At 39.8% G+C, this 15,186-nt stretch carries 5 protein-coding genes; 1 reads left to right on the forward strand and 4 read right to left on the reverse strand.

The features are described 5' to 3' along the window. Positions 1 to 38: 38 nt before the first annotated feature. On the reverse strand, positions 39 to 6,659 hold the full coding sequence (locus tag B9T26_RS07750; protein WP_086199143.1) for a carboxypeptidase regulatory-like domain-containing protein: 6,621 nt from the start codon (positions 6,657 to 6,659) through the stop codon (positions 39 to 41). A gap of 400 nt (positions 6,660 to 7,059) precedes the next feature. Here B9T26_RS07750 and B9T26_RS07755 point away from each other — a divergent pair, with 400 nt between their 5' ends. After that, complete coding sequence (locus tag B9T26_RS07755; RefSeq protein WP_086199144.1) at positions 7,060 to 7,893, forward strand: TIGR02391 family protein; 834 nt, start codon at positions 7,060 to 7,062, stop codon at positions 7,891 to 7,893. Positions 7,894 to 7,923: 30 nt separating this feature from the next. On the opposite strand, the gene B9T26_RS07760 is transcribed toward B9T26_RS07755, so the two are convergent. The 3 genes from B9T26_RS07760 to B9T26_RS07770 all read right to left on the reverse strand — a co-directional run bounded on the left by B9T26_RS07760 (position 7,924) and on the right by B9T26_RS07770 (position 15,176). Next, entirely contained in the window at positions 7,924 to 11,061 is a 3,138-nt protein-coding gene (locus B9T26_RS07760; RefSeq protein WP_086199145.1) for a type I restriction endonuclease subunit R, read from the reverse strand. A gap of 73 nt (positions 11,062 to 11,134) precedes the next feature. Next, positions 11,135 to 12,412, reverse strand: a complete 1,278-nt coding sequence (locus B9T26_RS07765) for a restriction endonuclease subunit S (protein WP_143223003.1) — start codon at positions 12,410 to 12,412, stop codon at positions 11,135 to 11,137. A 1-nt stretch (position 12,413) separates the two neighbouring features. Then, a complete protein-coding gene (locus B9T26_RS07770) occupies positions 12,414 to 15,176 on the reverse strand; it encodes a type I restriction-modification system subunit M (protein WP_086199146.1) in 2,763 nt (920 codons plus the stop codon). Positions 15,177 to 15,186 lie beyond the last annotated feature (10 nt).

Consider the following 15,186-nt stretch of genomic DNA (forward strand, 5'->3'; position numbering starts at 1 on the left):
CTATTTCTACGGAAACAGCCCAGACTTCACCTTATTTCTTATGGATTTGCGTGATACCACTGGATTTGTAATGTACGGATCAGTTCATCCAGCTCTTTTCTCGCTGGCTTAGCATCAATATATTTCAAACGATCCATCACTCCACCCGCTTCAGCAAATGACGCAATCGCTAAATCATTCAAGCCAAGCCCTTGGTTGACTTTGGCTGTGCTGATCAGTGTTTTAATCGTGGCAACTTCAGTAATATCTGCAAGTCGAGGACTCCATTGACGGATACGCTGATCCAGCAGACTTACCCGCTCACTCACTCCACGTATTAGGAAGCGATATTCCTTGCTGTCTATTGGCTGGGCACTGGTATCTGTACCGTTATATACTGTTACCTTGACCGCATGAGTTCCTGAACCTGTTGGTAAGGCAATCGGCAAGTGTAGGTTTTGATTCTCTGCCTGGGTCAGATTGGTTATCACCTTCACCTGGTTGTTAGTCACAGTTCCCTGACCTAACCATTTCGCATTTGCAGGCAGCTGTACCAGAACCGTTGCCTGTGTATTGGCATTTGCACTCAGCTTGACATTTAAATGCACAGGTTCCTGTGGTGCATAGCTCATACGTTTGGTGGCATCAACCTGCTGGTAGGACAGGCTTTGTTTCAGCAAGTTCTTCCAGTTGTTTTTCTTGCTGGTTGATGATTGCCCATCTATCATCAAACTGCGTAGCAGATCGAAGGATAAAGCTAGCGGTTTACCATCACCGTAGTCAGCTGTGACGATTGCCGGATATTTATGGGTGCTATTGCAGACATAGAATTTGAGATCAACAATGGTTTCCACATTTCTGATCCAGTCTTTGTCAAAGCCCAAACAGTTGCGTCCGTCATAGGTTGCTGTCACTTTTGCCCGATCACCCAGATACATCGCCAAAGTATCACCTATTGGCTCTACCACCGGATTTGTATTGTCATAGACTGGCTGATGGGGCTGCATTTCACGCTTAGACAGCAAGATATGCCCACGGTAACGAATATCGGTCAGGTTCAGCAACTCGTAGTTGGTCCAGTCCAGAATACCTTTATCAAACAGGACTGATTCCCCATTAAAACTGAGTTCCCTCATTTCATCATTGGTTGAAATTGCGAATTTTTCGACCGCACCTAGTACCCAGTAATTGTTATACAAACCACTACGCATAAGCTTTTTAAACTCGATTGGATTATAAGTCACCTTATAGTTGATTCCAGTTTCCTGTTTAATTTCGGTTAAATAACGATTCAGGGTATTTCCGCGCTCACTGAAGCAGGCGTAGTTGAACTTGCCAAATGCCCAGTTCAGTACAGATTTGTGCCAGCCCGCTTCACAGCTGTAATACACCAGAAGCTGGTTATTTACGTTCTTGTAGTCTGGCAAGTTAACTTCAACCGGAACTTGTGTCAGGTTAAAGCTGGCTTGTGCAAGTGGCTTCTCTTCACCAGTAGCCGTTTTATATGTTAAGGCTGCTGTTATCCGGTCACCATTCACACCTGCTGTTTTCCAGCTCAAACCTTGCTGGTAAATCTGAGCCTGAGCCAATTGTCCAACTGTTGCGCTAAGAGTATTTACCGGCTCAAGATCATCATTTTTAAAGATCCGAATATTCAGTGGCAAGTTGTTCCAGATTTCATTACCGGTATTTTGAACCTGTAAATTCAGCAGGACATTCTCACCGATCGGCACTGTATTTGGTGTTGCACTCAAGGCACCTACCAGACCTAGACCAGACTGTGCTGCACTTAATACAGTAAAGTTGGTGGTCCGTGTATAGCTATTGCCACTTGTGGTAGTCGTTGTGACAACACTATAGTTCCCCTTCACTGCATTCGACAGCTGTAACTGGTAATGGGCCTGTTTCAGTGCATTTGCTGCAAGCTGGCTATAGCTTTCCTGCTTTTCCAATATTTTTTCATTCTGGCTGTTAAAGACTTCAGTCAGTACTGTCGTTTCACCTCCCAGATCATTGCTGGAGGTGTTTTGCAGCTGCATCTCTAAAGTCACCAGACCATTGCTTGGATATTGCTGCTTGTCTGAAGAAATACGGGTATCTGTTAAACCATTTAGATTTGCGGCACTCACAACCGTTAAGTTACTGGTTGCTGTCGCAATTGTGATGCCCTTCTTCAACAATTCTGTCTTCACCAGATATTGTCCGCTGTAAACTCCCGTCAATAACCAATCAGTAATACGCTGATCCTGGAAGGTGCCTGTACTACGAGAATCTAGGCTGACATCATAGGCTGGAAGCGTGATAATCAGATTGCCCTGCTGGTCATAAATACTGTGGCGTACTGTGGCTTCACTGGAGAAGCTGCCCAAGTTTTCGACATTTGCAGAAATCTTGACCGTATCATTCGCCTGATACTCTGCTTTATCCAGAGAAGCATTCAGTCCGAAGGACTCATATCCACCGGCAGAAACATTCAGGCGGGCTGTATTATTCTTGTCCGTATATTCCTGAATTTTAACAGCCGTACTTGCTCCCGGATCATTGGCAACAATAACGATATCGCCAAAGTCCACCAGATTATTTGGATAATCTATCGATAGGTCTTCATACTCACCGGCATTCAGCACCTTGCTGGTCTGGACCATGCCAATGAGCGTACCCTTGTCACCCGCAGCCTGCTGTTCCGCTGTTTGTTTATAGAAACTTACCGGTAAACCTTTCAGAATGGTCTTGCCACCAGCATTCCCGATACGGCCAGTGAACTTGGTCTGACCAGAACCACTTTTGTCATCGATACGGATATAAGATGCTGTTGGGTCAGCAGCCGCTGTTGCATTCTGGTTCAACAACAAGTTGGCGCGATAGGTATTGTGGGCTTCCCAGCTATTCACTTCCTGCTTTGGAACAGTAAGGTCATCATTGATATTGGTGACATGATAGCTGTACTGGTTCCAGATATTACGGGTATTCGCCCAGTCCTTGTTCTTGCCAGAGATCATTCTAATTCCATGACCACTAGAACCTAAAATGATATCTGCATGTCCATCTGCATCTGCATCTACCACTACTGGGTATTCATGAGCAGTTGCCGTACTATTTGCAATTTTTATCCGTTCAATACCAGTCGCAGCATCATATACACGTATATTTTGCTCATCAAAATGAACGGCTTCTAGTTTTCCATCATTATCAAAATCAAATACAGTTGAGCCTGTTCCACCTGAACCATCACTGATTGGTGTCGCCCAAATCACACTGCCATCTCCTCGTATAGCAACATAATTGTAAGTTCTTGCTAAACCAATATCAGAGATACCATCACCATCAAAATCTGCAATAACCGGTGATCCTCCTGAACTGCTTGGTGCATTGTAAGATGCTATTTCAGTCCCTGTTTGAGCATCAAAAATATAAATCGTACTACTATAAATTGCGATGATTTGTGGTTTTGAGCTACCTAGAACATCACCTATTGCCAAGAACTTGAGAGTAAGCTGAGTACCACTTTTCGTTTTAAATCGGTATAACAAATTGCCATTAGAATCAACTGCTCCTTGTAAGCCAATAATGTCTAATTTTCCATCTCCATTCACATCAGCTATTGCTTGAGTTTGCCCTGATAATAAATTATCTAAAATGATACCATTTTCATAATTGACAACTTTATTATTTATTATAATTTCAGGAATTCCATCCTTATCAAGATCTGCTACGTTAGGATGATAGGCATCAGATGACCATCCACTTGATGCTAAACTACCTACTGAGAACTCTTTTTTTACTACCCCTTTATTGTTGTAAATAGTCAATTTCGAACCATTTTTAACAATTATTTCAGGGATTCCATCTTTATCAAGATCTGCAACAGCAGCTACTTCTTGAGACCCAGAACCAGATAAAGTGAATTTTAACTTTCCTGTTTTTCCATCTAAAGCGACATAATTTCCACTCTTATAAATAATAGTGGCTATGTCTCCAGGCCCAATAATGCCATCACCATTGGTATCTTCTAGTGGCGCTACAGTTGGGCTAGAATCTGTAGAAGCTGAATATTTCCAAACAATCTCAGCTTCAAGTGTTCCCTTTTCGGGTCTAATCTCTGCAGTATCACTGGTCAATACAATATTGTTAGACTCATCCTTCTCTGCGACCTGCTTGGTACTATCCACCCAAATGCCAATCGGTGCATCTCTAAATAGTGATTTACCCTGAATCTGAATATCAACTTCAATTTCTTCTTGGATTTCCAAACTCTTAGGAAGAGTCGTCTTACCTAGAACAATTTCACTTTCATCAAAGATACGGTTGTTGTTGGTATCGGCAAAAGCCAAAATCTCGACTTCCTGGGTTTTGGTAAATGCCTTATTCCCAGCATTGCCAATGGTCGCTTTTAGCACCCCTGTCGTTTCCAGACTTTGCTGTTCGGTCGTGAGTTTGTTGGTATCTGTTTTCGTAATTTTCAGGTCAGGCAGACTAGTATCAGCTGATAAAGGACGTAAACGGATTTCTCCCAGATCGGCAACTGTACCGTCAACATACTGTTTATCAAAGTATCGGGTGGTACCTAAATGCGGGGTCGATGCAATTTGAATACGGATCAGGTCAGTACTTAGGTTTTTCGCACTGAATCCGCCGGCAACATCCGTCTTGGCTGTAAACAGCTGCTGACCATTGTCCTGACGGTAAATGGTCACTGTCGCATTCGAAATGGCTTTATTGGTCTGTGAATCTACCACATAGCCTTTCATTTCATAGGCTAACAGGTTGAGTTTTAACTGGACTTTCTGGGTTTGGTCTTTGGTTAAGGTGTAGGTGGCTGGGGAACCTGCCTGATAACTTGGATGTAAAGCTGTCAGTCTCCAGCGTCCTGTCGTCAGCTCGGCTAGCAAGAAATTATTGGCAGCATCATTCGCTGCACTAAAACTTTGTTTTTGAATGACCTGACCATTGGCATCCAGCTTCTCGGCAACAATAGTTGGATTATTAATCAGGTTACCGCTCGCATTGACGACGGTAATTTCAAATTTACCTGTATCAACGGTGGTGTCTTGGCCTGGATCATTCGCATCCTTTTGATAGAGCTGGATCGTACCGACATCCGCAGTCTGTCCCGCTGGCAGGTTAATGCTTATGCCTGGACCAAAGTAATCATCTTTACTAAAGGTCAGGTTAAATGCACCCGCCTGGATCCCCGCTAGGTTAAAACGTCCCTGACTATCAGTTCGTGCAACTTCTGTCCCGTTTCTTAGAACAGCGACATCCGCTAAGGCTTGTCCCTGTCCATCTACAACTGTGCCAGTGACGGAACCAATATTCTTCTGTTCATCAAGCAGTTGTGGAGAGAAGTCAAAGGTACTTCCTGCCGCGGCAGTACCGGTCCCTCCCACACCTACATAACCAGCAGCATTTACACTTACGCTAAAGGCAGCTGGTTGCTGCATGGTGATCTGGTAACGCCCTTCAGCATTGGTGGTAGCCGTTAATGTGGTTGCCCCACTCACCAGTTTCACCTCAGCATTGGCAATCGGTAAACCTGTATTTTTATCCGTGATTCGGCCTTGAACTAATGCAGTCGTTACATTGGCTCGACGGGTCAACTCGATTTGGCCCAGGTTCAAGCTCTCACCTTGGCGTAAAGTCACCTGAAAGATCAGGCTGCCAAAGCCTTCTTTGGAAATGGTAAAGCGATAATCACCTGCTTTGGTATCGGTAAATACTACCGAACCATTGGCATCAGTCTGGGCTGTTAAAGCCGATGCGCTTTCTGATGAGCTTGTCACCGTCGCACCCGAAATGTTCGCTTTCGTTTCTGCGTCAATTACACTGAAACTAATACCTGAACTGACTGGGTTCACAGCCGGGGTAGACTGGGTTTTTAGTGAGCGCAAGATGATTGCTGAAGTATAAATATCCTGAGCCCAGCTGCCATCAGCATTCTGCTGATTGAGTATTGCTGCTTTAAATGCCTCACGCGCAGGATGGCCTGAATTACGATATGGGTGCAGTGCTTCATTCAATAAAGCATCTACAAATAGTTGATCTTGATGTTCAACCCAGTGTCCGTCACTAATCTGTTTAGATTCTAGAAAATTAACGGTTTTTAATGCGACTGAATTATATTGAGGATATTCTTTTAAGTATTCGGTTAAAGCTGTTAAGGCATATGCAGTCACGTAAAATTCATCAAGTGACACGACCTGAAATGCACCAGAAGAACGTTGTTGACTTGCAAGATAGGCAACCGCCTTACCAATCACCTCACTGTTCTTGTAATTCAGCTGTTTTAAGGCCAGTAGCACCCAGGCGGTATCTAGAGGATTACTTTGCCAGCCAGCCAGATGGCCAAATCCGCCATCTTCATTCTGATATTTTAAAACCTGACTTAAATACTGTTCGGTAGGCTCATTTTGTAATTTTAAAATGAGAATTCCGCGTACCAATCCTTCAGTACTTTGCTCTTCCCCAAGTAACTGCCTTACATCTACAGGATTAGTAGAAACCGAATGAGCCCCAAGGGTTATGGCTTTCTCATGCACTGTCTGCAAAGAAGTAGCCACTTTCGTTTGTTCAGAAGATTTCAACCAACTAATCCCTTCTTGAACTCCTGCAACACTCACTTGTAGTCCGCTTGCGGATACACCTATTCCCAATAGAAGCTTCTGCCAAACTTTTAATATCATTATGTAACCTATCGTGTTAGTTTTATTGGTTTTTGTATAAATTTTGCACACACTATAATTATTGTATTAATTTTAATCAAGTTTTTTTCTTTATGCTTTTATCACAATTACATTAAAATTTTATAGTATTTAAAGAATATTGTGATCTAAATGATCTTTAGACTTTTTATTTTTTTTTAAATTCTAATGTGAATACGCGCTATGCCATAAATCTTACTTTATACGCCCAATAAAAAATAAATGGTTATATAAATCATCTCATGAAGTAGTAGTGGTGGTGGCAATTGAATTGAGTTCAAATTTCTATTTAAATCTATTATTTAAATAATTTAATGCGCTAGATTTTTACCCCAATTTACCACATCATCTTTTCCAAACAACGACCACTTCATTTATAAGAATGTTTAAAACAGAAAACTACTCTCATGTCGATTATTTAGGTGAAGCAGGCATCACACAGACTTGTCTCTTTAGCCTGCACAATTTGATCCAAACCCATGCAGATCTAAGTTACGCTCTATTGCTTACTAGTGAACAGTCTCATGCCTTTATACTCAAGGATAGCTCTGAAAATTATTACGTCATTCGTGCTGGCTTTACATCGGGTTATTTCGGAGAAGGACCTAAAGGTCTAGCAATAGCACTGTCTCTTTTAAAAAGGCATCAAATTGAAACTGAAGAAATTCTAGTATCCACAAAACTCCTTAATAAATTGAATAGCTCATCATTGAGTGATCAGGACATCGATTTTATCTTTCAGCAAGAAATCATTCGTCCTATTCGTCTGCATGATTATATTTATCCCTTCGAAAATGAAGTAACCCAAACTACCAAGTCAAAGTGTTACTACCCTTTAGAATTACCCTACTCCATTATTGATGACAGAATTTTTGATCTTGCTTTACTGTTTAAGCAAGATCCCGACTCTGCTTTAACAAAAGCGTATAAACGTCTTGAAGATATTGTTCGTACACGTACAGGTATCCGTGAGCATAGCACCAAGCTATTTGCTCAAGTCTTTCAAGGTGAAAATGCCATTCTCACTTGGGATGTACCAGACAGTGCCGAGATCAAAGGTCGAATCAATTTATTTACGGGTGCATATATGGCATTCAGGAATGCTCGTGCCCATCGCGAGAAAGATGAAAACTTAATTCATCAGTACCGAGAGTTTTTATTGATCAATGAGTTATACCTACTAGAAGCTGAAGCAATAACAATAGAATCAAAATAAAACAAGGCCATATGGCCTTGTCTTATATCACTATGCTAAATCTTTACCGTTACTTAAGATGAATTTTCGCAACATTGCATCCACTCGAATATTTACTTTGTGGGGAAGAATGGTTGCTCCATCTTTAGCTTCTAAATATTGTTTCGCTTTGACTTTATCTACCGTTGCTAGAAGCTCATCAAAACGTCCAAACTCATTAATATTATTTACAGTGACCTGAGTATTCATGAGTTGTCTTAACTTCGTTTCATCGAGTCCTAATGCTTCTGCAAGATCATGAATTCCATCTTCTTGTGCTTGGAATTGATACTCAGTAATGTAATCCCTGAACGATTTACCAGCAACAAGAGTCACATCTCCACTCTGTACATCATGCAAGAAGATGTTGGCAAACTTCTGTTCTTCGGCACTGAGCATTGCAAAACTCTTATGCAATTCATTTAACGCATCTTCAATAGAAAGTTCTAAATCACCATTACGCAGTGCTTTTAGATATTTATCAAAACGACTGTTCATGTAATCTGAATCGATTTTGTCTGTATCGATTTCTGTTAAATAGCCTTCTACTTCAAAAGGTATGCTCCCACCACCTGAACCGCCACCACCGCCATTCGAGAACAGTTCTTTATAACGCAGTGCCAGAACTAAGAAAGTTTGCTCATCCAACTTTAATTGAATCGTAAATTTCTTTTTATGCTCATCAGTAAATTCATAACTCAATTTATCCCATTTAAAGCCCTGAATTTTAGCCGCTTCAAGATATTCGTTGAGTTGTTTAAACAGTTTTGCAAATAAAGCACAGGACTGATCATCTTCTGGTAACTTCTCAAAATTAGACACATGGGCACTTTTAAATACGCTATCAATTTTTTCGAAGATGTCATTGATGTTTTTTAAATTGCTTGGCAATTTATCGACAAATAAAGCCAATGGCTTATCACCCGAATATAATTTTACCGCAGCGTCGATATTACGCTTCATGGTGTGCGGACGACGATAATAACGAATAATGCCAAATGGCTTATCTTTGCCAAACAAGCGATTGGTACGTGAGAAGGCTTGGATTAGATTTGCATATTCTAACATCTTATCCAAATACAGCGTATTGACCCATTTTGAGTCAAAACCTGTCAGCATTTGATCCACCACAATTAACAGATCAAGCTGTTTTTCAGGCGTATTTTCGATGCGTTTATAGGCTTCTTTGTGTGATAGGCGATCTGCAATATCTCTCTTCATCTTGGCATGATTAGCTAAGCTAAAGTCCACACCATAAAGTGCATTGTAGTCTTGAATAATTTCAACTAAGCCATCCTGTTTAAAGGCAGCATTACCGTTGTTATCAATATTTGGATCAAATAAGGCTGTGACTTTTAGCTCTGGCATCGCCTCTTTAATCAATCGATAGTATTCAATTGCTTCAGGAATACTACTGGTTGCAAACATGGCATGGAATTTATGATTTTGGCTAAACTGTATCCAATTGTCTTTAATATCTTCGACCACTTTATTGCGATGCTCAGTACGATGATATTGTGATGTTGGCAGATAGTCTTCGATTCCTTTGATGTATTTGCCTGACTTATCTGTACGCCCTGCCATTTCAACTTGCTTACTGTCCATGAACTGTTGATAGACTGCTTTTTTGTCAGGATCATCGATGGCTTCTTTTTCTGTATTGGCTTTTGCTTGGTACAGTGCAACTTCTTTACGCAATTTAGAATCTTTATAGGTTGAAACCAAATACGGATCAAAACCTAAAACGTTTTTATCTCGAATACCATCTGCAATACTGTAGCGGTGTAATTCATTACCAAATACCGTTGCAGTGGTATTCATATTTTTTTCATTTTCTTCCTGAATCGGCGTGCCTGTAAAACCGAAGAATACAGCCTGTGGGAAGGTATCTTTAATGGTCATTAGCATTTCACCAAATGTAGAGCGATGCGCTTCATCTACAATGATGACAATGCGTTTTTTATTGATCAGTTCAATATCATATGCATTTAAACCACCATCTTCATCTTTGATATTACTCATTTTTTGAATTGAGCTTACGATCAAGACTTCATTTGGATTTTTACTTTTGAGTTTACTGACCAAGGCATGGGTATTTTCAGTGGCTTGCACAAAATCTTCAATTTCAGCAAAGTTGTTATATTGCTCAAGTGACTGCACACCCAATTCAATACGATCCATCAAGAAGATCACTTTATCTGCATCTTTGCTCAGGGCAATCAAATGTGCTGCCTTAAAGCTGGTCATGGTTTTACCAGATCCCGTGGTATGCCAAATATATCCACCTAAACGATCTCGACCATCCCATTCAATACTTGCCACCCGATCCGTGATTTCATGCACAGCAAAACACTGATAACTCCGCATGACTTTTAGAACACCATCGGTTTTATCCGCAATGGTATAGAAACCAATAAGTTGATGAGCCATGGGGATAGAAAGCAGATTCCCCGCAATATCTTTCCAATAGTTCACTGGTTCGTTATTAAAATCACCCCAATTGAAATAGAAGTCTGAGTTAAATGTGCCATCAGGTCCTGGGTTGGCAAAGTACCACGTTTCTTCTGGGTTCATTGCCACGAAGATTTGTACTAGTGCAAACAAACCTGTAAAGATACCAGAACGTGCGTAGTTTTCAATTTGATGTGCTGCCTGACTGACAGGTACGCCTGAGCGTTTTAGCTCGATATGAAAAACAGGCATACCATTAATGAGCAGCATTAAGTCGCCACGACGGTCATTTAAGATTGTAGATTTGGTTGGGAATTTCGGTTGTTGTGCAATCTGATAACGGCTTTTACCTGCGGCAATTTCTTGGCGGTCGTAAATGGTTAAGCTGACTTCTTTACCAAAATGTAGTTCGTCGTTTGTATTGTCACGTTTAATGGATACGGTTTTACCATTAATAAATCCATTGAGTGCAAAAGGTGTTCGTAGTGTATTGATCTGTTCAATAATCTGAGCCATTTCCCCATCGGTGAGTGGCTGATTATTGAGTCGATCAATTTCTCTGTTGTTTTGAAATAGAATCTCTGCCCAGTTATTAATAAGATCCTGTTCCGTTGGATTTTTAATGACATCTTGCCAACCTTTTTGTAAAAGGAGGTCAATGAGTGCTTGTTCAAATGCTGTTTCGCTTTTAAAAGTCATATTTGTTTGGTTTTATAAAGTCAGTATTTAGATTTTAAAAATCCCCCTTACATCAAGGGGGATATAGCAATGATTAAACAAACATTTTTTCTAACAATGCTTGTTTAAGATTTTTTAAGGTTTGAAGCTGTTGCTGCTTTAAATTGAGTGTTTCATCAATTTTTTTAAAGTATATTCCTATTTTTTTCTGCTCTTGAATGCTTGGAATATCTACAAGAGTTGAACCAACCTCTTGTTGTCCAATCGTGGTCATTGTCGTACTTTTTCCACCTAGAATTAATTGTTTCCTAATCTTCGAGGACTTTAAACAATAATTTAAAAAAATAGGGTCAATAATATTTAAGTTAGGACTCAACTTAATGAGATGACCATCATAGGTTATATCATCACTATCACCTAAATAAACATTAGAGAAAGCAATACCCTCTTTGACAAGAGATGAACGTGTAAAGAAAATATCACCATAATTCACTTTATTCTGTTCAAATTCTCTTTTATCTAAATCTAACAGAGTTAGTCGATTTTCATCAATTGAAGTCTCTAAATACATATCCAAGACATTAATTAACTTATAACCTTTTCCAACTTTGTTTTGGTCATTAAAGACACCATTACTTAAAGTACTATTTTTGGAAAGGTCAAAAACACTATAACTAGACCAATCCCCACTAAAACCTTTTAAACGAATTTCAGGACGTTTGCTTCCGTGTTTTGGAAACATTTTTTCCAACATCGCTTTTTTAAAGTTTTGGGTTTGAGTAAGTTTCTTCTCATGTAAAGCAATGGATTGATCAAGGTTTTGGAAAAAATTACCAATTTTCTCTTGTTCAGCAAGGTCTTTCGCAAAAATAACCTCTAAACCTGATAGCGATTTTTGACTAACACCCTTTGCCGTTCCTCCGCTAGACAATCCACTCAAAGTATTAAAAACGTTTGGTGATCCTAATAATACTGCTAGAAAGTCATCAACAATCTTATTGTCCTTAACATTGAAAGCAATCGTTCTTTGGCTAAGAATATAACCTCGATTATCAGGAACCTGTGCCACATTACCCATTGGTGCTTCCGTGGTAAATAGTACCTGTCCCTTTTTTAATTCATTACCAGCCATCCACTTTTGATAGAGCTTTTCATCACCATAATGAGCATCTACTTTTGGGTCGATATAACCATTTTTAACATTTAATGCAGAGAGTGCCAAATAGCCATCTTTACTCCAATCCATACCGAGTTTTTTCGGAGTACGCCCTCTAAAATCGATAATGCTTTGTATATTATCGAGAAAATTAGAATGTTCCCAGTTTTCACTAAATCCATTAAATCTCACTTCAGGGTATTTTTGCTTTTCCACATTACACCCCTTTTAACAATGCTTGAAACTGCGCCAAGCCTTTCATATCAAACTCATCACCTGTTAAGTCACCAATTAAGTCTGCAAGGCTATGCTCGGCTTCTGTCAGCTTTTGCGTAGTTTCCGTATAGGTCACTGCATACTTATCTGCTAAAGCCTGTACCGTATCAGTCAAATGCTCAATCACTTCATTCGGCAATGCCAAAATCGCGGATACAATTGGTTCAACCCACTTCGCTTCTAACAACCCTTTCACTTGAGTTTCTACTAAAGCTTCAATGGTGGTTTTGGTTAAAAGATGCAGTACAGCTTCATCTTTATTAATCTGAGCTTTTAACTCTTTCTCTAAAGTAAGTAATTCATCAACTCTTACTAATGTCGCTTCTAAGGTGTTTTCATCAAATGTAATTGATGATTGTAAACTACGTAAATATGCATTTACTTTTGCCTTAGCGTATGTCCCATCTTTACTTGCCTCTATACTTGACCAATTTACTTCTGGATGCTCCTTAATATACTTAAGTTTAGCCGCTTTGTTTGGAGCAGGCTTAGTTCCTGTGAATTCTAAATAATCAATTAAAGTAATAGTTTCAGGCGTTTCTACATCTGCATAAGCTTGCTTTAACGCTTTAGTAATTTCAACAGGCACAAAGGCATCATTGGCTTCATTTAACAACTGCTCTTTATCTTCTTCAGATAAAGATTCCATTAAAGATTCAATCTCTGCACTGGCTTCCGCAAGTTCACGCTCTTTGGCTTTTAATGCCTCCAATTCCTCGGACAATAAACGCTGCTGTACAAGATCAAATGGCAATACATAGCCTACCCAACCTTCTTGCACTTCATGCTCTTTACCATCTTTCTTTTTAATCACGATATTTGGATTAACAATTTTGGCAGCATCCAAACCTTCAGATTGAATAATCTCCAAATCACCTACAATCCCTTGCCATTGGTCATCTAACGCTTGGTAAGCCTGATATTTATCCACCAATGGAATATCAGCTAAACGTTTAAATATGTCTTTACTTAAAACATTTTCTTGTTGAGCAATATGCAAGCTTTGCATTTTGCCAATCAGTTCGTCTTTTAAATAATCCTTAAAATCAGCAAATGCGGTATTGAACTGATTAACAAAGCCCTTCACATCTTGATGGCTGTGAATCGCTTGGCTAATTTCAGTTGTCGCCAAATTCACATAAGGCGTATCGCTTTCGGTAAATAAGTCTTGGCGTAATTGTGGGAATGCTGCCCAATATGCTGCATGTGCATCAATTTCTTTTTTAGGAATACCGCCAAACATCGTGGCATAGATATCCCATGTTTCAGCCGTTGCTGAAGAATCCACATAACGAGGAATATTGAGGTTGTAGCCCTGATCATGAATTTCTTTTTGCGTCACTAGACGTGAGAACTGTTCAACATCTTTACGTTCAATCACAGCATCGACAATTTTCTTAATATTCGATGCTTGTAGATGATTGTTTTTACCTTGCTTCACAAATCCTTTAGACGCATCCACGATCAATACATCTGTGGTTGGACGTTGTTGTTTTAAAATAATAATGACCGTTGGAATACCTGTACCAAAGAAAATGTTGGCAGGTAAACCAATAATCGCATCAATATGGTTCTTCTTAATCAAATTAGTACGGATACGCTCTTCTTCACCACCCCGGAACAATACGCCATGTGGCAAAACAATCGCCATAATACCATTTGGTTTTAAATGATATAAATCATGCAACAAGAACGCATAATCCGCCTTAGTTTTAGGAGCTAAACCAAATTCTTTGTATCGAGGGTCTGCATCTTTATTTGCAGGATCCCATGCTTGTGAATATGGAGGATTCGATACCACTGCATCGACATAGAGTGGTTCGTAAGTATTGATAGGATCATTGTCTTCAAAAAATGGCCAGTCATCTTCTAAAGTATCGGCATTTCTCGCCACAATATTGGCAGGCAAGATACCACGCATGACTAAGTTCATACGGGTTAAGTTATAGGTGTTTTCCTTTAACTCTTGTGCGTAGTATTTGATTTTATTGGCATCATTCACATGCTTCGCCACAGAACTACCAATATTAATCAGCAACGACCCCGAACCACTTGTTGGATCGTAAATTTTAATTTCAGGCTGGTCTTTTAAATGATGCGCAATAATTTCAGACATGAGTACTGAAACTTCATGCGGTGTATAGAACTCACCTGCTTTTTTACCTGCATTCGCAGCAAATGAACCAATTAAGTATTCATAAATGAAACCAAGCACGTCATAGTCTTGCTTGTTATTCATTGGAATGACTTTAATCAGTTGCAATAAATCACTGATCGCTTTGGTCTGACTATTTGAGTTATCGCCTAGCTTGCTCAGACCTGTCTCTAATGTTTTAAAGATGCCATCAAACACTTTTTTGTGAGAGCTATGAATGTGGCGTGAGAAAGCGGATAGCGCATCACGAACATCGGCAACGGTAAAGTCTAAGCCCTTATTAAGCCATGTTGAGAACAGATCATCATAAGCAATGAAATAACCGATACCGTTTTTAATAAATTCTACGGTTTCAGGATCTTCTTCTGTCAGCGCTTCAATATCTGACTGTGCAAAATCATTGGCTTCTAAAAAGCTTAATTCTTTATCAGAGAGAAACTTGTAGAACATGAACCCTAAGATATAATCTTTATATTCATTTGCCTCAATCTTTGAGCGCATTTTATTGGCTGAATCCCAAATCTTGGAAGCGAGTTGCTGCTTGTTCATAGGTGGTCTA

The sequence above is a fragment of the Acinetobacter sp. ANC 4169 genome (genome assembly GCF_002135355.1).
Taxonomy (GTDB): Bacteria; Pseudomonadota; Gammaproteobacteria; order Pseudomonadales; family Moraxellaceae; genus Acinetobacter.

What these genes read in the sequence shown, in the direction of transcription:
- B9T26_RS07770 (WP_086199146.1), bottom strand. Translation starts at nt 15,176, where the DNA reads ATGAACAAGCAGCAACTCGCTTCCAAGATTTGGGATTCAGCCAATAAA.
- B9T26_RS07755 (WP_086199144.1), top strand. Translation starts at nt 7,060, where the DNA reads ATGTTTAAAACAGAAAACTACTCTCATGTCGATTATTTAGGTGAAGCA.
- B9T26_RS07760 (WP_086199145.1), bottom strand. Translation starts at nt 11,061, where the DNA reads ATGACTTTTAAAAGCGAAACAGCATTTGAACAAGCACTCATTGACCTC.
- B9T26_RS07750 (WP_086199143.1), bottom strand. Translation starts at nt 6,659, where the DNA reads ATGATATTAAAAGTTTGGCAGAAGCTTCTATTGGGAATAGGTGTATCC.